The organism is Mycolicibacterium sp. HS_4_1, from assembly GCF_054515875.1.
The window spans coordinates 4,290,114-4,307,224 of the sequence record NZ_CM137261.1 but is presented as its reverse complement, the minus strand read 5'-3'; the positions used below and the strand labels follow the sequence as shown (position 1 = coordinate 4,307,224).

General features: G+C 68.6%; 14 protein-coding genes. 9 read left to right on the top strand and 5 right to left on the bottom strand.

The window, feature by feature from the left end; genetic code table 11:
* Positions 1-290 precede the first annotated feature (290 nt).
* Positions 291-527, top strand: a complete 237-nt coding sequence (locus tag ACX12F_RS20740) for a DUF3107 domain-containing protein (protein WP_459366232.1) — start codon at positions 291-293, stop codon at positions 525-527.
* Positions 528-597: 70 nt separating this feature from the next.
* Here the strand turns inward: ACX12F_RS20740 and ACX12F_RS20735 are convergent, their stop codons facing one another.
* Positions 598-1,275 carry an HTH-type transcriptional activator FasR gene (locus ACX12F_RS20735; RefSeq protein ID WP_459366231.1) on the bottom strand — a complete coding sequence of 226 codons (678 nt, stop codon included), beginning with the start codon at positions 1,273-1,275 and terminating at the stop codon, positions 598-600.
* 257 nt (positions 1,276-1,532) lie between these two features.
* On the opposite strand from ACX12F_RS20735, the gene ACX12F_RS20730 reads away from it, so the two are divergent.
* From ACX12F_RS20730 to ACX12F_RS20705, 6 genes are all read left to right on the top strand, one after another.
* Complete coding sequence (locus ACX12F_RS20730; protein ID WP_459366230.1) at positions 1,533-2,576, top strand: DUF3152 domain-containing protein; 1,044 nt, start codon at positions 1,533-1,535, stop codon at positions 2,574-2,576.
* Positions 2,577-2,704: 128 nt separating this feature from the next.
* Complete coding sequence (gene moeZ / locus ACX12F_RS20725) at positions 2,705-3,871, top strand: adenylyltransferase/sulfurtransferase MoeZ (protein WP_459370436.1); 1,167 nt, start codon at positions 2,705-2,707, stop codon at positions 3,869-3,871.
* Positions 3,872-3,907: 36 nt separating this feature from the next.
* Positions 3,908-4,762 (top strand): TIGR02569 family protein, encoded by an 855-nt coding sequence (locus ACX12F_RS20720; protein WP_459366229.1) that lies wholly within the window; start codon positions 3,908-3,910, stop codon positions 4,760-4,762.
* 57 nt (positions 4,763-4,819) lie between these two features.
* On the top strand, positions 4,820-6,211 hold the full coding sequence (locus ACX12F_RS20715; RefSeq protein ID WP_459366228.1) for a purine-cytosine permease family protein: 1,392 nt from the start codon (positions 4,820-4,822) through the stop codon (positions 6,209-6,211).
* Positions 6,208-6,648, top strand: coding sequence for a nucleoside deaminase (locus ACX12F_RS20710; protein ID WP_459366227.1), 441 nt, complete (start codon positions 6,208-6,210; stop codon positions 6,646-6,648). The genes ACX12F_RS20715 and ACX12F_RS20710 overlap by 4 nt, the downstream gene beginning before the upstream one ends.
* Complete coding sequence (locus ACX12F_RS20705; RefSeq protein ID WP_459366226.1) at positions 6,645-7,604, top strand: isopenicillin N synthase family dioxygenase; 960 nt, start codon at positions 6,645-6,647, stop codon at positions 7,602-7,604. The genes ACX12F_RS20710 and ACX12F_RS20705 overlap by 4 nt, the downstream gene beginning before the upstream one ends.
* Before the next feature lie 39 nt (positions 7,605-7,643).
* Here the strand turns inward: ACX12F_RS20705 and ACX12F_RS20700 are convergent, their stop codons facing one another.
* The 3 genes from ACX12F_RS20700 to ACX12F_RS20690 form a co-directional block, all read right to left on the bottom strand.
* The gene (locus ACX12F_RS20700) at positions 7,644-7,940 is read right to left on the bottom strand and encodes an MGMT family protein (RefSeq protein WP_459366225.1); all 297 of its coding nucleotides are present in this window, start codon (positions 7,938-7,940) and stop codon (positions 7,644-7,646) included.
* A 2-nt stretch (positions 7,941-7,942) separates the two neighbouring features.
* The gene (locus tag ACX12F_RS20695) at positions 7,943-8,728 is read right to left on the bottom strand and encodes an alpha/beta fold hydrolase (protein WP_459366224.1); all 786 of its coding nucleotides are present in this window, start codon (positions 8,726-8,728) and stop codon (positions 7,943-7,945) included.
* Between the two features lie 77 nt (positions 8,729-8,805).
* Positions 8,806-10,005, bottom strand: a complete 1,200-nt coding sequence (locus tag ACX12F_RS20690) for an IS110 family RNA-guided transposase (protein WP_459366223.1) — start codon at positions 10,003-10,005, stop codon at positions 8,806-8,808.
* Positions 10,006-10,281: 276 nt separating this feature from the next.
* Between ACX12F_RS20690 and ACX12F_RS20685 the strand changes: the two genes are divergently transcribed.
* Entirely contained in the window at positions 10,282-13,419 is a 3,138-nt protein-coding gene (locus tag ACX12F_RS20685; RefSeq protein ID WP_459366222.1) for an ATP-dependent helicase, read from the top strand.
* Complete coding sequence (locus ACX12F_RS20680) at positions 13,410-16,670, top strand: ATP-dependent helicase (RefSeq protein WP_459366221.1); 3,261 nt, start codon at positions 13,410-13,412, stop codon at positions 16,668-16,670. The genes ACX12F_RS20685 and ACX12F_RS20680 overlap by 10 nt, the downstream gene beginning before the upstream one ends.
* Here ACX12F_RS20680 and ACX12F_RS20675 read toward each other — a convergent pair.
* The gene (locus tag ACX12F_RS20675) at positions 16,653-17,060 is read right to left on the bottom strand and encodes a DoxX family protein (RefSeq protein WP_459366220.1); all 408 of its coding nucleotides are present in this window, start codon (positions 17,058-17,060) and stop codon (positions 16,653-16,655) included. The two genes, ACX12F_RS20680 and ACX12F_RS20675, sit on opposite strands and share 18 nt — an antisense overlap.
* Positions 17,061-17,111 lie beyond the last annotated feature (51 nt).

Here is a 17,111-nt window from a genome sequence, read left to right as displayed (position 1 = left end):
CGCTGGCTGCTGGATAACGGTCGGGACTCGGTTCGGTCGACGGTGCCGAGACGACCCGTCGCGACCTCGAAAAGTGGGACCGGCGCACAGCGTTTCCAGAGCGACAACTGTGACGACGTCGTGACCTCGGCCGGGCCTGCGCACGTGGTTCGCCTACGGCGGCCTGCGCACGTGGTTCGCCTACGGCGAACGTGCCCGCGGGGACCGCGGCCGTCACCGTCCACTAACCTCCTGGGGAGAGTTCGATCGCAGCTCGAATGAAGTCTTGAAAACGAATGAAAGGGGTCAGCGTGGAGGTCAAGATCGGGGTCACCGACAGCCCGCGCGAACTGTTCCTCAACAGCGCGCAGACTCCAGAGGATGTGGAGAAGCTGGTGACCGACGCGCTCGGTCAGGAGTCGGGTGTGCTCGCGCTGACCGACGAGAAGGGTCGCCGGTTCCTGGTGCAGACCACCAAGATCGCCTACGTCGAGATCGGTGCGGCGGACGTCCGCCGCGTCGGCTTCGGCGTCACCGGCAAGGACTGACACCGCCCGCACGTCAAAAACTGCCCCGTTCCGCTCGGAATGGGGCAGTTTTTGGTTTGGTCGCGCCGCGTCAGCGGGTGAGTGGAACGTGTGACAGTCCGCCCCACGCGAACTGCACAGTGCCGTCGACTGCCGCGTCCTTCGTGATCGGCCGGTCGTTGTTGATCCAGTAGCGGGCACAGTCGACGCTGATGGCGACGAGGCCGACGGCGATCATCCGGGCGCGATGGGGCTCCAACCCGGAATCGCTGCTCACCAGGTCGAACACCGCGTCGGTGCACGAATCGGTGGCCACCTTCACCTGCGCCGATACCTGCGGCTCGGTGACGTAGTCGTTCTCGAAGATCAGTCGGTAGCCCTGGCTGTCGTGCTCGATGAAGTCGAAGAAGGCCTCGACAGCGGCACGCAGGCGCAGGCGGTTGTCGGTGGTCGCGCTGAGCGCTCCGCGCACCCCCTGCAGCAGGTTGTCCACGTGCCGCTGCAGCACCGCCAGGTACAGCTCGAGCTTCGATGAAAAGTGTTGGTACAGGACGGGTTTGCTGACGCCTGCGCGTTCGGCGATCTCATCCATCCCGGCGGCGTGGTAGCCGCGGTCCACGAAGACGTCGCTGGCCGCGATCAGCAGCTGGCCGCGCCGTTCATCGCGAGGCAGCCGGTTGCCCCGCCGATTGGTGGTCGGGCCGCCCTGCGCACCGTCGGATCCGGTTTGCGTCCCTCTGGCGTCAGAGGTGTTGGCAACCTCGCTCATCACGTCCTCAATCTGGCATTGTCCGGCACACATGTCCGTGACCAACTCTTCAGGGACCGGTCTGGCCCCCGTCGTTCATGGCCGCCCAACTTGTTGTTCAGGTTGACCGACCCGGCAGTTTATCGCCACGACACTACTACCGTTAGTTCGCGGCATCCGCCTGCTACCAGCGGTTCGGCGATTGTGTCTTGCCGCACTTGAACGGCCGGTGGCGTGCCATGGCGGGCGTTCGCCCAGCTCTATGCCATCCTGGTGCGGTGACCTACGACCCGGGCCGAGGCACCGGTCGCGTCCCTGTGGTGCGCAACGAGTGGCGTGAGCCGTTGCGCGCCCAGCGGGATCCGGTGGCAGAGGACTCAGGTCGGCTCCGGTCCAATCGCGACGACCGGCAGCAGTGGCGCAAGCAATCCTGGCTTGGTCGCTTCGTGTCCACGTACGGGTGGCGCGCATATGCGCTGCCCGCGCTGGCCGTTGTCACCGGAATCGTGGTCTACCAGGGCATCTCGGGTCCCAGGCCGGTCACACCGGATCGTCCACACGTGCCGCTGGTCGGTCAGCCCACCAATTCGGCGAGCACCGCGATCGTCGGCGCACCGCCGAAGGGCCTGACCCAGTTCGACGTCAACCTGCCGACCGGAATCCTCCCGGACGGCGGCGCGTTCACCGAGGCCGGCGCCAAGACGTGGCACATCGTGCCGGGCACCACACCGAAGATCGGCCAGGGCACCGGCAAGGCGGTGACCTACACCGTCGAGGTGGAGGACGGCGTCGATACCACCAGCTTCGGTGGCGACGAGGCGTTTGCGCGGATGGTCGCCGAAACCCTCGCCAACCCGAAGAGCTGGACGCACGACGGCAAATTCGCCTTCACCCGGCTCGACGAGAGTTCACCGGAGAAGCCCGATTTCCGGGTCTCGCTGACCTCACCGATGACGGTGCGAGAGGGCTGCGGCTACGACATCCAGCTCGAGTCGTCGTGCTTCAACCCGGCGTACTTCCCGGCCGACGGCGGCAAGGCCCAGTCGCGGGTGTTCATCAACGAGGCGCGCTGGGTGCGCGGTGCGGTGCCGTTCCAGGGCGACATCGGTTCGTACCGGCAATACCTGATCAACCACGAGGTCGGGCACGCCCTCGGCTTCCGGATGCACGAGCCGTGCGGCGACAACGGCGGCCTGGCACCGATCATGATGCAGCAGACCTTCTCGACCAGCAACAACGACGACGCCAGGTTCGACCCGGAGTCGGTCAAGCCCGACGGCAAGACCTGCCACGTCAATTCCTGGCCATACCCCATTCCTTGACCGCACCGCCCCGCGAGCGTGCGTGTTTGCGCCCGACATGCCGCGGCAGGCGTGCATTTTCAGGCTGCTCGTGGGCAGCGAGCGTGTCAAAAATGACTCTCACTACTGTTGAAGGCATGTCAAACGCGTTGCCGCCGTTGGTGCAGCCGGCGGCTGAACTGACCCGCGACGAGGTGGCGCGGTACAGCCGTCACCTGATCATCCCGGACCTCGGCGTCGACGGGCAGAAGCGGCTGAAGAACGCCCGCGTCCTCGTGATCGGTGCCGGGGGACTGGGTTCCCCGACCCTGCTCTACCTGGCCGCGGCTGGGGTCGGCACCATCGGCATCGTCGAGTTCGACGTCGTCGACGAATCGAACCTGCAGCGCCAGATCATCCACGGCCAGTCCGACGTCGGCCGGTCCAAGGCCCTCAGCGCCCGCGAATCGATCCTGGAGATCAATCCGTTGGTCACCGTCAATCTGCACGAGTTCCGGCTCGACACCGGCAACGCCGTGCCGCTGTTCGAGCAGTACGACCTCATCCTGGACGGCACCGACAACTTCGCCACCCGCTACCTCGTCAACGACGCGGCGGTGCTGGCCCGCAAGCCGTATGTCTGGGGCTCGATCTACCGATTCGCCGGTCAGGTGTCGGTGTTCTGGGAGGACGCCCCCGACGGACGCGGGCTGAACTACCGCGACCTGTACCCGGAGCCGCCGGCCCCGGGCACGGTGCCGTCGTGCGCCGAGGGCGGGGTGCTGGGCATTCTCTGCGCCTCCGTGGCCTCGGTGATGGGTACCGAGGCCATCAAGCTGATCACCGGCATCGGCGAGCCGCTGCTGGGCCGGCTGATGATCTACGACGCGCTCGATATGACGTACCGCACCATCACGATTCGCAAAGACCCGGCGACGCCGAAGATCACCGAACTCATCGATTACGACGCGTTCTGCGGCGTGGTTTCCGACGAAGCGGCTGCGGCGGCCGCGGACTCCACCGTCACTCCGGCAGAGCTGCGGGAGCTGCTCGACTCCGGCAAGCCCGTCGCGCTGATCGACGTACGGGAGCCCGCGGAGTGGGCCATCAACCACATCGAGGGCGCCGAACTGATCCCCAAGTCGACGCTCGACTCCGGTGCCGGGTTGGCGCGCGTGCCGCAGGACCGAATCGCGGTGCTGTACTGCAAGACCGGTATCCGCTCGGCCGAGGCGCTGCTCGCCCTGAAACAGGCCGGATTCGCGGACGCGGTGCACCTGCAGGGCGGAATCGTGGCGTGGGCCAGGCAACTGGAACCCGACATGGTCATGTACTGACGTCAGGTCCGGCCGGGCACACCTTAGTCTGATCGGGTGACCGTCGACCGTCCTCCTGAACATGTGCTGACGGCGTTCGGCCTGTCCGGTCTGCGGCCGGTACCGCTCGGCTCAAGCTGGGAGGGAGGCTGGCGCTGTGGCGAGGTCGTGCTGTCCATGGTCGCCGACAACGCCCGGGCCTCGTGGTCGGCCAAGGTGCGCGAGACGCTGTTCGTCGACGGCGTCCGGCTGGCCCGCCCGGTGCGCGCGACCGACGGCCGTTACGTCATGGCCGGCTGGCGTGCCGACACGTTCGTCACCGGTACGCCCGAACCGCGGCACGACGAGATCGTCTCGGCGGCGGTGCGGTTGCACGAGGCGACCGCCAAGCTCGAGCGGCCGCGCTTCCTGACGCAACCGCCCGCGGTGCCGTGGAGTGACGTCGACGTGTTCATCGCCGCCGACCGTGCGGCGTGGGAAGACTGGCCACTGCAGTCGTTGCCGCCCGGTGCCCGCGCGGTGCCGGGTACGTCCGACGGCCGCCGCTCGGTCGAACTGATCAATCAGCTTGCGTCGCTGCGCAAGCCGACCCGGAACCCGAGCCAGCTGGTGCACGGCGACCTCTACGGCACGGTCCTGTTCGCGGGTACTGCCGCACCAGGCATCACCGACATCACGCCGTACTGGCGGCCGGCGTCGTGGGCCGCGGGTGTGGTCGTCGTCGACGCACTGTCGTGGGGCGAGGCCGACGACGGTCTCATCGAACGCTGGGCGTCGCTGCCGGAGTGGCCGCAGATGCTGTTGCGCGCCTTGATCTTCCGGCTCGCGGTGCATGCGCTGCACCCGCGGTCGACAGCGGCGGCGTTCCCGGGTTTGGCGCGCACGGCAGCCTTGGTCCGCCTCGTGCTCTAGCTGGCGCGCCGGCATTCGAATGGCAGCATGCCCCGTTCGGTGGGAAAGTTACCCCGCATGACGGTTGAACCCACCACCGACGGGACCTATAAAGGCAGGATCGCTGCGGTCGAACCCGGCGGCAACGAGTTCATCGCCGAAGCGGACCGGCACGGCAAGCCGAGTCAGCTGTTCTGGACGTGGACGTCACCCAACATGGAATTCGCGACGGTGTTCGTCGGCATGTTGGCCGTCCTCGCGTTCGGCATGAGCTTCTGGCAGGCGGTCGCCGGGATCATCGTCGGTACCGGGCTGGGCGCCGTCGCGCATTATTTCCTGTCCGCGCGTGGACCGCTGCACGGCGTGCCGCAGATGGTGCTGGGACGAATGGCGTTCGGGTTCAAGGGAAACGCTCTGCCTGCGACGTTGATGTCGATCACCGCGGGCGTCGGCTGGTTCGCCACCAACAGTGTCAGCGGTGCGTTTGCCTTGTCCACCCTGTTCGGCTTCGGACCACTGATCGGCCTGATCGTCATCGTGGTGTTGCAGACCGCGTTCGCGTTCTTCGGCCACAATCTGGTGCAGGCATTCGAGCGGTGGGCATTCCCGGCGCTCGCCATTGTCTTCGGCGCGGCAGCGGTGGGAATTTTCGCGCATGCGGATCTGGGTGCGCCGGCGCCGTCGGGCGGGGTTGGCGGACTCGGGGGCTTCCTGCTCACCGTCGGCACCGCGTTCGGTTACGCGGCCGGCTGGACGCCGTACGCCGCGGACTACACCCGCTATCTGCCGTCGGCGGTGTCCACTTTCTCGACGGGGTTATTCGCCTCCGCCGGGTTGTTCGTCTCGTGTGTGGCCCTGGAAATCGTTGGGGCGGCCTCGGCGACGTTCGGCGCGGCGAGCCTGGGCAATCCGACCGGGTCGTTCACCGCCGAGCTTGCACCGTGGCTGGCCAAGGCGACCCTGTTGGCCATCGCGATCGGTGCGATCGCCGCCAATGCGCTCAATATCTATTCTGGGGCAATGGCTTTCGTGACCATCGGGATCACGTTGCCGGCACACATCGCGCGGGCGCTGGTGACCGTCTTCTTCGGAGTCGCCGGTTTCCTGATCGCGTGGTGGGCGTTGCCCGATGCCGCGCACAGCTACGAAGCGTTCCTGCTGATCATCGCCTACTGGATCGGACCCTGGCTGGGTGTGGTGTTCGCCGATCAGTATCTGCGGCGCGGGCAACAGATCGCCGGGCTTCTCTACGACCGCTCGTACTCGAACTGGCCGGGGCTGTTGTCCTTCGTGCTGGGGCTGGGCCTGTCGGTGCTGTTGTTCTCCAACCAGGAGAAGTTCGTCGGCTATATCGCCCAGGCGGTGCCGAAACTCGGCGATATCACCTTCTTCGTCGGCTTCGTCATCTCGGGTGCCGCGTACCTGGTGCTGTGCCGATCGAAAATCGCCGCGGAATGCGCGTCCGCGTGACCCCTGAGGAAATGCTCGACGTTGCGGTCGCTGAAGCGCGAAAAGGGATGGCCGAAGGTGGTATTCCGATCGGTGCGGCGTTGTTTCGTGCCGACGGTGAGCTCCTTGGCGCCGGCCACAACCGTCGGGTGCAGAACGATGATCCGTCGATGCACGCCGAGACGGACGCGTTCCGTGCGGCCGGACGTCAGCGCGGCTACCGCTCGACCATCATGGTGACGACGCTCTCGCCGTGCTGGTATTGCAGCGGGCTGGTACGGCAGTTCGGCATCGGCACGGTGGTGATCGGCGAGGCCCGCACGTTCTACGGCGGTCATGATTGGCTGGCCGAACACGGTGTGACGGTCACGCTCCTGGACGACGAGCGGTGCGTGGCGATGATGGAAGAGTTCATCAGAACCAGTCCCGAATTATGGGCGGAGGATATCGGCGAATGAGTGCCATTGCGACAGTGGATATTTCCCGCTGGTATGCCGGCGGAGCCGAGGCTGATGCGTTGGCCGCCGAAGTCGACGAGGGTCTGCAGCGAGCCGGTTTCATCGTGGTCACCGGTCACGGAGTGGATCAGGGGTTGGCGGCCGCGGTCCGCGCGGCCAGCCGGGAATTCTTCGCGTTGTCCGACGAGGTGAAGCGCCGGTACTCGGTGCCGGTCGGCGGGCACGGCTGGATCGGCCCGGGCGCCGAGGCCAACGGTTACGCCGAGGGCACCGAGACGCCACCCGATCTCAAAGAGAGTTTCAGCCTGGGCGCGGAAACTTCGACCGGGGATCCGGAGGTGGATCGAATCTGGTTCGCGCCCAACGTATGGCCCGCCGAGGTGCCCGCATTGCAGACGTTGGTGGATGAATACACCGCTCAGATGCGCCGCCTGTCCGACGATCTGCTGGCCCTGTTCGCACACGCGCTGGGGTTGTCGGCGAATCCTTTTGCTGTGCTGGCAGATCGGCCCACCTGGACGATGAATATCAACCACTATCCATCGGTGAGCGTGGTGGGTGAACCTGAGCCCGGGCAGTTCCGCATCGGCCCGCACACCGATTTCGGCACGGTCACCGTGCTCGACCGGGAGCCGGGCGCCGGCGGGCTCCAGGTGTATTCCGCCGCCGAGGGCTGGCAGGACGCCCCGTGGGAACCCGGCGCGCTGACGGTGAATATCGGGGACCTGCTGGAGTATTGGAGCGGACGACGCTGGCCGTCCGGTCGGCATCGCGTGCTGCCGCCGCAACCGCACGCACCGGAAGAAGACCTGGTGTCGCTGATCTACTTCTACGAAGCCAACCACGATGCGCTGATCACCCCGTTGGGGCCGCCCATCGGAGCGGTGCCGGGGCTGGCGCCGGTGGTCTCCTCGGAGTTCATCAAGGAACGATTGGACGCCATCACCGTCGGGTGAGCCAGGCCGGGGACTGCTCGCCGTCGGGTGTCTCCACCGTCAGAACTCGTGCCGATACTCCCGCAGCGGGACGCGCCCGCCAACTGCCAGCACGCCCTCGGCGCGCAGCCTTTCCAGCTGCCGCGTCGCCAGGTGCGGTGCCGGCCGGCCCGATGCCGGGATCACGCGGTGCCAGGGTAGGTCGGAGGAGTCCGTCCGCATGATCCAGCCGACGATCCGCGGGCTGGAAAGCCCTGCGGCGTCGGCGATATCGCCGTAGGTCGAGACCCGGCCGGGCGGTATCGAGGCGACGAGGCCCCGCACCTTCTCCACCTGTTCGTCCGTGACTGCGGCCATGATCAGGCTAGGTGGCGCCGGATCACGTCGGCGGTTTCGGTGGGCATGGCGTGCGGCACCATGTGGTCGCAGTCGAATTCGGCCAGCACGAAATCAGCGCCGAGGCGGGTCTGCAACGCGGACACCAGTTCACCGGTCACGTAGGCCGGGTGGGTGCGCTTCGCCAGGACCAGCGTCGTCGGTGTGCCCGGCTGCGGCAACACGATCGGGCGGGCGAGCTCACTCCAGTACGACATCATGGCGGGCAGGCTGATCCGCCAGCCGAAGCGTCCGCCGGGGAGGGCGACCAGGTGCTCGTCCAGGTCGCGTTCGAGTTCCTGCGGGTATTTCGCCGAGACTTCGCCCCACGACCCATTGACCTTCTCGGCTTGGGCCTCCTGCCGGTCGGGGTAGTCCGGGGAGCCGAGCATGGCATCGGCGATCTCGCTCATCCAGCTGCCGTCCAATCCCGTCGCCGGGTCCAGCAGCACCAGGCCCGACACCAAATGCGGATGGGCGGCAGCGAGATTGAGCGCTATCGCGCCGCCGAACGAATGCGCCACCACGACCACCGGACCGCCGGCCTCGTCCTCGAGCAGGCCGGCCAGGGCGGCGACGTTCTCGTCGATGTTCCATGGCGCTGCCCAGGACGAATGGCCGTGCCCGAGGAGATCCGGTGCCAGCACGGCGTATTCGGGCAGATACCCGTCCGCCAGTGTCTGCCACCGCTTGCCGTGGCCGGTCAGGCCGTGCAGGGCAAGAATCTGTGCCGGCCGCGCCGGTCCGTAGCGATACACCTGCAAGCTCATCGCAATGATGCTGCCAGACGTGAACCATCCCGTCGCTGGACTCGCCCGGTCGGCCGAACTTGATGCTCCTATTTGTGTCAAGCGGCGTGTAGCCAGTTTCTGTACTGCTCTGAGAAGGTGTCGTCGCGTTGTAGTCCGCGTTCGATGCGGGAGATGACGGTGGGCCAGACCCCGAAGTGGTTGGCTGCGGCAGTGACGGTGATGTTTTTGGCCTGCCGTGCCGGGCGCAGGTCGGTGTACTCGGGCACGTCGATCTGGCGGGTCAGCAGCTTGAACATTTCCCGCGCGATCGCGCGTTTGAGCTTGCGCAGGATCTCCTTTTTGCTGTGCCCTTTCGCGGTCTGTCGTTGGACGTAGTCCTTGGTCGGCTGGTGGTGGGACATCCGTACCAGGGCGATGCGATGCAACGCGTGGTTGGCAGCGCGGTCCCCGCCGCGAGACAGGCGGTGCCGGTTGGTTTTACCTGAGGATGCGGGCACTGGTGCGGCGCCGCACAGGGCGGTGAATGCGGCCTCGCTGTGCAGTCGGTGCGGGTTGGCCCCGGCAGTGATGAGCAGTTGGGCCGCGGTGTCCGCACCGACACCGTAGGCCGCCCGCAACCCGGGATTGGCCGCGGTGACGATCGCGTCGATCTGGTTCTGGAGGGCTTCGGCTTGGGTTTCGAGGAACTGCACCCGTTGGGCGAGCATCTTGGCCGCGGTGAGCGTCGACTGCGCCCACGGCTCGGTCAAGGTGTCGGGACGGCAGCGGGCGATCGCCTCGATCATCTTCAATGTTGTTAAGCCACGGTACTTTTCACGCACCTCATCCGGCGCCGATACCAACAGGGCTTTGATCTGGTTGATCACTGCGGTGCGGTGCTTGATGGCCGAGCGGCGTGCGATGTGCAAGGCGCGCAGCCCGGCGGTCGCCTGGTCTTTGGGGCTGGCCAACCCGTCGCCGGCCAGTGCGGTCCGCGCGGCGCTGTAGGCATCGAGCGGATCGGACTTGCCTTTGAGGCGGCGGGTGGATTTGACCGCCCGGGTCACCTCGACGACCTCGATGCCAGCGGCGGTCAGCGCCCGGGTGAATCCGGCGCCGTAGCTTGCGGTGCCTTCCACCCCGATCCGCTCCACCTGGCCCAGCGAGATCAGGAACTTGATGGCTGCGGCGTATCCGGCACGCGTGGTCGGGAACTCCCGATCATCAACAGCGGCACCAGTCATGGTGATCGCGGCGACGTGGATGGTGTCGGCGTGGGTGTCCGCGCCGGCGACGATAAGCACAGATTCTGTCAAGATGATGGTGTCCCTTCTGACCAGCGTTAGGTGGGCACACCGGCCAGGGCGGGCAGACAAGACATTGATGAGGAACGGTCCAGGCTCCTGATTAAGTCATGTCCGTCCTGTCCGGCGTGAACAAGACGCGCACCACGCAGGCCGGACAGATCAATTGATGGACAACCCAGCAGGGTGTCAGTCGTACCCGGAGTCACGACCTGCGCGCGGTGACGCTTTTACATCATCAACGCTCTTACATCATCAATGTCGTACCCCCGTGGTTGCATTCCTGCCATGGCCGCCCCGCACTCCGCACTCACCGCGCCCGGCTCGGTTGATGCCCTGACCGAGCCCGGCCAGCGCGGTGTGGTGCGGGTGCTGGGCGGCCCCGGAACGGGGAAGACGGAACTGCTGATCCGCACTGCGGCAACGCATATCGCGGCGGGGACCGATCCGGAGTCCGTGTTGTTTCTCACGGGTTCGGCACGGCTGGGCACCCGGGTCCGCGGCGCCATCACCTCGGCGCTGCTCGGCGATTCCGGCCAGGTCACCCGGGAGCCGCTGGTGCGCACGTTGCACTCCTACGCGTTCGCCGTGCTGCGCCAGGCCGCGCAACGTGCCGGTGACCCGCCGCCGCGGCTGATCACCAGCGCCGAGCAGGACGGCATCATTCGCGAGCTCCTCGCCGGTGACCTGGAGGACGGCGACGAGGCCGGTGTGAACTGGCCGCCGCACCTGCGGCCGGCGCTGGCCACTGCCGGGTTCGCGACCGAATTGCGTGACCTGTTGGCGCGCTGCACCGAACGCGGCGTCGACGCCGCGGACCTGCGCCGCATCGGGCGGAAGGCCGGGCGCCCGGAGTGGGTGGCCGCGGCGCGGTTCGCGCAGGTCTACGAGCAGGTGATGCTGCTGCGCAGCGCCGTGGGCATGGCCGCTCCGCAGGCGACGGTGCCGGCGCTGGGCGCGGCCGAGCTGGTGGGCGCCGCGCTCGAGGCCTTCGCCGTCGATTCCGCGCTGCTGGACGCCGAACGCTCTCGGATCAAGCTGCTGCTCGTCGACGACGCGCAGCATCTCGATCCGCAGGCCGCACTGTTGGTGCGGGTGCTGGCGGCCGGCGCCCAGCTGACGGTGATCGCCGGTGACCCGAGCCAGACGGTGTTCGGTTACCGCGGCGCCGAGCCGACGCTGCTGTACGGCCCCGAGGATCAACCTCAGGTGGTGCTGACGGAGTCCCACCGCTGCGCACCCGCGGTGGCCGGCGCGGTCGCGGCCGTGGCGCGGCGGCTGCCCGGTGTGGACGCCTCCCGGGCCCTGACGTCGGCGGCGACCGAGGAGCTCGGCGCGCTGACGGTGCGCGTCGCGGGTTCTCCGCACTCCGAATCGGCACTGATCGCCGATGCGTTGCGGCGCGCGCATCTGCTCGACGGCGTGCCGTGGTCGCAGATGGCAGTCATCGTGCGGTCGGTGCCGCGGGCCGGGACGGCGCTGGCTCGGGCCCTGACCGCGGCCGGGGTTCCGGTGCAGCAGCAAGCCGACACCGTGCCGCCGGCCCAGCATCCGGCGGTGGGCGCACTGCTCACGGTGCTGGACTGCGTTGCCGCTGAACTCACCGGCGATCGGGCACTGGCCTTGCTGACGGGGCCCATCGGCCGGGTCGACCCGGTGTCGCTGCGCCAGTTGCGGCGCGCCCTGCGCCGCGCTGACGGCAGCGGCCGTGAGTTCGGTGAGCTGCTCGTCGAAGCGGTGGGCGCGGATTGCAAGCATCCGCTGCCCGACCAGCTGGCCCGGCCGGTACGACGGGTCCGCGCGGTCTTGGACGCGGCACGCCGGTCGGCGGCCGCCGGCCAGGACCCGCGGTTCGTGCTGTGGCAGGCCTGGCACGCCAGCGGGTTGTCGCGCCGCTGGCAGGCCGCGGCCGGGCGCCCGGGTATGGCCGGGGTGGCCGCGAACGCCGACCTGGATGCCGTCACCGCGCTGTTCGACACCGCCGACCAATATGTGGAGCGCACCGCGGCGGCATCGCTGACCGGCCTGATCGACCACGTCCGAGCGTTGTCCTGGGCGGGTTCGACACCGGAGCGCGCCGAGGCCGACGAGGTGGCAGTCCTCAGCGCACATGCCGCGCTGGGGCGGGAATGGGACTTCGTGGTCATCGCGGGTCTGCAGGAAGGATTGTGGCCCAACACTGTTCCTCGCGGGGGTGTGCTCGGAACCCAGCAGCTCCTCGACATCGTCGACGGTGTGGGTGACGTTCGGGGCATGTCGGCCACGGCGCCGCTGCTGGCCGAGGAACGGCGGCTGCTGGTCGCCGCGCTGGGCCGGGCCCGCAACCGGGTGCTGGTGACGGCCGTCGACAGCGACAACGGCGACGAGGCTCTGCTGCCGTCGGCCTTCTTCGAAGAGCTCGCAGCGCTGGCCGACGGCACCGATCCCGACGCCGACGAGCCGCCGGTGCACGCGCCCGCGGTGTTGTCCCCGTCGGCATTGGTCGGCCGGTTGCGGTCGGTGGTGTGCGCCCCCGATGGCGCGGTTGACGAGGGGGACCGGCACTGTGCGGCAGCACAATTGGCGCGCCTGGCCGAGGCCGGCGTGCCCGGCGCCGACCCGGTGCAGTGGTACGCCAGCACCGAGCTGTCCACCGCTGAACCGCTGTGGTCCGGTGACGAACACGTCGTCACGGTGTCCCCGTCAACCGTGCAGACCCTGACCGACTGCCCGCTGCGGTGGATGCTCGAGCGCCACGGCGGCAGTGACGGCCGGGACCTGCGTTCGGCGCTGGGCTCGTTGGTGCACGCGCTGGTTGCCGACTCCGGCCGCACCGAGGTGCAGCTGCGCAGTGAGCTCGAAAAGGTCTGGCAGCAGCTGCCTTTCGACTCCGGGTGGTATGCCGAGAACGAGCTGGAGCGCTACCGCGCCATGCTCGCCACGTTCACCACGTGGCGGCAGCAGAGCCGCGTTGAGCTCACCGAGGTCGGCACCGAACTCGAGGTCACGGGCGTGGTCGCCGATGCGCCCGGTGGCCCCCAGGTCCAGGTCAAGGGACGTATCGACCGGCTCGAACGCGACCGTGCCGGCCGTCTTGTCGTGGTGGACGTCAAGACCGGTAAGAGCCCGGCCACCAAGGCCGATGCCCAGCAGCACGCGCAGCTGGCGCTCTACCAACTGGCCATCGCGGAAGGTGTTGTGTCGCATGGTGATCAGCCGGGTGGTGGCCGGTTGGTGTATCCGGCCAAGCCGGCCAAGACCGGGGCCACCGAACGTGCGCAGGATCCGATGGGGGAGTCGGCGCAGGCGCAGTGGCGGCAGCGGGTCACCGATGCCGCGGCAGCGACGGCAGGGCCGCACTTCGTCGCGCGCGCCGGCGCCGGGTGTGCGACCTGCCCGGTGCGGGCCATGTGTCCGGCGCAAGGTACGAAGAGGGCATGCCCGTGACATACAGCCCCGCCGACCTTGCCGAGGCGCTCGGGCTGTTCACCCCCACCGACGAGCAGGTCGCGGTCATCGCCGCCCCACCGGGACCGCTGGTGGTGATCGCTGGTGCCGGCGCCGGCAAAACCGAGACCATGGCCGCGCGGGTGGTCTGGCTGGTGGCCAACGGCTACGCCACCCCGTCGCAGGTGCTGGGACTGACCTTCACGCGGAAAGCTGCCGGACAGCTGCTGCGCCGCGTCCGTACCCGGCTGGCACGCCTTGCCGGTTCGGGCCTGTTGCCCGGTGGCTCGCTTGCCGACGAGCACGCGACGGTCAGCACCTATCACGCCTTCGCCGGCACCTTGCTCCGCGAGTACGGGCTGCTGCTGCCCATCGAGCCGGCCACCCGGCTGGTCACAGAAACCGAGATGTGGCAGTTGGCTTTTCGGGTGGTGTCCGATTTCCCGGGGCAGCTGCAGACCGACAAGTCCCCGGCCGCCATCACCCAGATGGTCCTGCGCCTGGCCGGTCAGCTGTCCGAGCACCTCGTCGACACGGACGCGGTCCGGGACACCCACCATGAGCTGGAACAGCTCATCCACGCGCTGCCGGCGGGACCGGGCCAGCGCGGTGGCCCCACGCAGTGGCTGCTGAATCTGCTGGCGACCCAGGCCGAGCGCGCCGAGCTGGTGCCGCTCATCGATGCCGTGCACCAGCGCATGCGGGACACGCAGGTGATGGACTTCGGCAGCCAGATGTCCGCCGCCGCCCGCTTGGCGGAGCGTTTCCCACAGGTCGGTGCGCAGCTGCGGGAGCGGTATCGTGTGGTCCTGCTCGACGAGTATCAGGACACCGGGCACGCCCAGCGGGTCGCGTTGTCGTCGCTGTTCGGCGGTGGTGTCGACGACGGGCTGGCGTTGACCGCGGTGGGGGACCCCATCCAGTCCATCTACGGTTGGCGCGGCGCGTCGGCCACCAACTTGCCCCGGTTCACCACCGACTTTCGGCTGTCGGACGGCTCGCCGGCCCCGACGCTCGAACTGCGGACCAGCTGGCGCAACCCACCGCGGGCCCTGAAGCTGGCCAACGCGGTGTCCGCCGAGGCCCGGCGCCGCAGCGTGAGCGTGCGCGAATTGCTGCCGCGGCCGGACGCCGAGCCGGGAACCATCCGGTGTGCGTTGCTGGATGACGTTGTTGCCGAACGTGATTGGGTGGCTAATCACCTGGCCCGCCGCTATCACGGTGCCGTGACGGCCGGCGAGCCGGTACCCACGGCGGCCGTCCTGGTGCGCCGTAACGCTGATGCCGCCCCCATCGCCGAGGCGCTGACGGCCCGTGGCGTACCCGTCGAGGTGGTCGGCCTGGCCGGGCTCTTGGCCATCCCCGAGGTCGCCGACGTGGTCGCGATGCTGCGCCTGGTCGCCGAGCCGACCGCCGGGGTCGCCGCGATGCGGGTACTCACCAGCGCGCGGTGGAGATTCGGCGCGGCAGACCTGGCCGCGGTGTGGCGTCGCGCCTCGGAACTGGATATCCCTGATGCCGCCCGGACATCCGGGTCGGCCGCTGAGCAGGCCGTCGCCCAGGTCGCCCCGGACGCCGACCACGCCTGCCTGGCCGACGCCATCAGCGACCCCGGTCCGGCCGACCGTTACTCGCCGGAGGGCCACCGCCGGCTGCTGGCCCTGGCCGCCGAACTGAGCCACCTGCGCGCACATCTGCATCAGCCGCTGCCGGACCTGGTCGCCGAAGTGCGACGGGTGCTGGGCATCGACGCTGAAACCCGTGCCGCCAGTGGAGTTTCCGAGGGCTGGCGGGGTACCGAGCACCTCGATGCCTTCGCCGATGTGGTCGCCGGATATGCCGCCAGGCCGGCCGGTGACTCCGACGCATCCGCGCCCATCGTCGGACTTCTCGCGTATCTGACCGCCGCTGCCGAGGTGGAGAACGGCTTGGCGCCGGCACAGGTGACGGTGGCCTCGGACCGGGTGCAGATTTTGACGGTGCACGCGGCCAAGGGGCTGGAGTGGCAGATTGTCGCGGTGCCGCATCTGGTGGCCCGGGTGTTCCCGTCCACGGCGTCGCAGCGCACGTGGCTGACCGATGCCGGCGACCTGCCGCCGCTGCTGCGCGGTGACCGAGCCGAGCTGTCCGAACACGGGGTGCCGGTGCTCGACACGTCCGACGTCAACGATCGAAAGGTGTTGGCGGACAAGATCGCCGCACACAAGGCCTTGCTTGATCAGCGGCGCACCGATGAGGAACGGCGCCTGCTCTACGTGGCCCTCACCCGTGCCGAGGACACCCTGCTGTTGTCCGGGTACCACTGGGGGACGACGGCCGCGAAACCAGCTGGACCCTCCGACTTCCTGATCGAGATGCGCGACATCATCGAACGCACGGCGGAGGACGGCGACCCCTGCGGCGAGATCGAGCAGTGGGCACCCGCTCCGCCCGAGAGCGCCGTCAACCCGTTGCGGGACAACGTCGTCGAATGCTCATGGCCCGTCGACCCGGCCGGTTCCCGCCGGTCGGATGTCGACCGGGGTGCGGCTCTGGTCGCCCAGGCGCTGGCCGCCGGCACCGAGGAACCCGCCGAGGATCCCCACGGATGGTCCGCCGACGTCGATGCCCTGCTGGCCGAACGCGAGCGGAGCCAGGAGCGCGGTCCGCTCGAGCTGCCGCCTCAACTGTCGGTCAGCACGTTGGTCGACCTGGGCAGCGACCGGGCCGGCGCGCTGCAACGGCTGCAGCGGCGGCTGCCGTCCCGGCCGGACCCGCAGGCGTTGTTGGGCACCGCGTTTCACGATTGGGTGCAGCGGTACTTCTCCGCCGAGCGGCTGTTCGACCTCGATGACCTGCCCGGCGCGGTCGACGCCGAGCTGGGGCAGTCCGTCGCCGAGGAACTGGCAGACCTGCAGGCCGCGTTCGCCCTGTCGGAGTGGGCGGCGCGTACCCCGATCGATATCGAGGTGCCGTTCGACATGGTGATCGGCGACCGTGTGATCCGCGGCCGCATCGACGCGGTGTTCGCCGACGGCGACGGTGGCTACACCGTCCTGGACTGGAAGACCGGCAATCCGCCGACCACTCCGGAAACCCTGCGCAACAAGGCGATTCAGCTGGCGGTGTACCGGCTGGCCTGGTCGTCGATCCAGGGCGTACCCGTCGATTCGGTGCGGGCGGTCTTCCACTACGTGCGCGCCGGGCAGACGGTGGCACCCACCGACCTGCCCGCGGCGGACGAATTGGCTGCGCTAGTGCGCGTCGGGTGAATTGCGGTAGACCTTGAGCGCTTGGGTCACCATCGGCACCTGCAGCGGCAGCCGGGCCAGCGCTGCGATGCGCGCCGCCCAGCCCTTGGGCCACCACAGCCGCACCATGTTGACGTTCGCGGGGAACACGCTGACGAACAGCGCGACGGCGGCCAGTGCGCCCAGCTTCCGGGTGCGCGGCAAAAGCAGCGCGGCGCCGGTGGCGACTTCGGCCACACCCGACGCGTAGGTGTAGAACCGCGCGGTGCCGGGCAGTTCTTCGGGGACGATGCCGTCGAACGGCTTGGGCGCGACGAAATGCAGGGCGCCCATCCCGACGAGCAGCGTGCCCATCCGGTACGCGGGGGCCTGGCTGGGGGTGGTGTTGTCAGTGCTGCTGGGGGCGGTCATGGTTACATAGTGCTGTGCCGAGCCGTCCCGTGGTGAGCCGCTGCCAGATAT

Coding starts and splice junctions, on each gene's coding strand:
- ACX12F_RS20735 (WP_459366231.1), bottom strand. CDS start 1,275: ATGAGCGAGGTTGCCAACACCTCTGACGCCAGAGGGACGCAAACCGGA.
- ACX12F_RS20715 (WP_459366228.1), top strand. CDS start 4,820: ATGACGGTTGAACCCACCACCGACGGGACCTATAAAGGCAGGATCGCT.
- ACX12F_RS20705 (WP_459366226.1), top strand. CDS start 6,645: ATGAGTGCCATTGCGACAGTGGATATTTCCCGCTGGTATGCCGGCGGA.
- ACX12F_RS20700 (WP_459366225.1), bottom strand. CDS start 7,940: ATGGCCGCAGTCACGGACGAACAGGTGGAGAAGGTGCGGGGCCTCGTC.
- ACX12F_RS20695 (WP_459366224.1), bottom strand. CDS start 8,728: ATGAGCTTGCAGGTGTATCGCTACGGACCGGCGCGGCCGGCACAGATT.
- ACX12F_RS20685 (WP_459366222.1), top strand. CDS start 10,282: ATGGCCGCCCCGCACTCCGCACTCACCGCGCCCGGCTCGGTTGATGCC.
- ACX12F_RS20680 (WP_459366221.1), top strand. CDS start 13,410: ATGCCCGTGACATACAGCCCCGCCGACCTTGCCGAGGCGCTCGGGCTG.
- ACX12F_RS20675 (WP_459366220.1), bottom strand. CDS start 17,060: ATGACCGCCCCCAGCAGCACTGACAACACCACCCCCAGCCAGGCCCCC.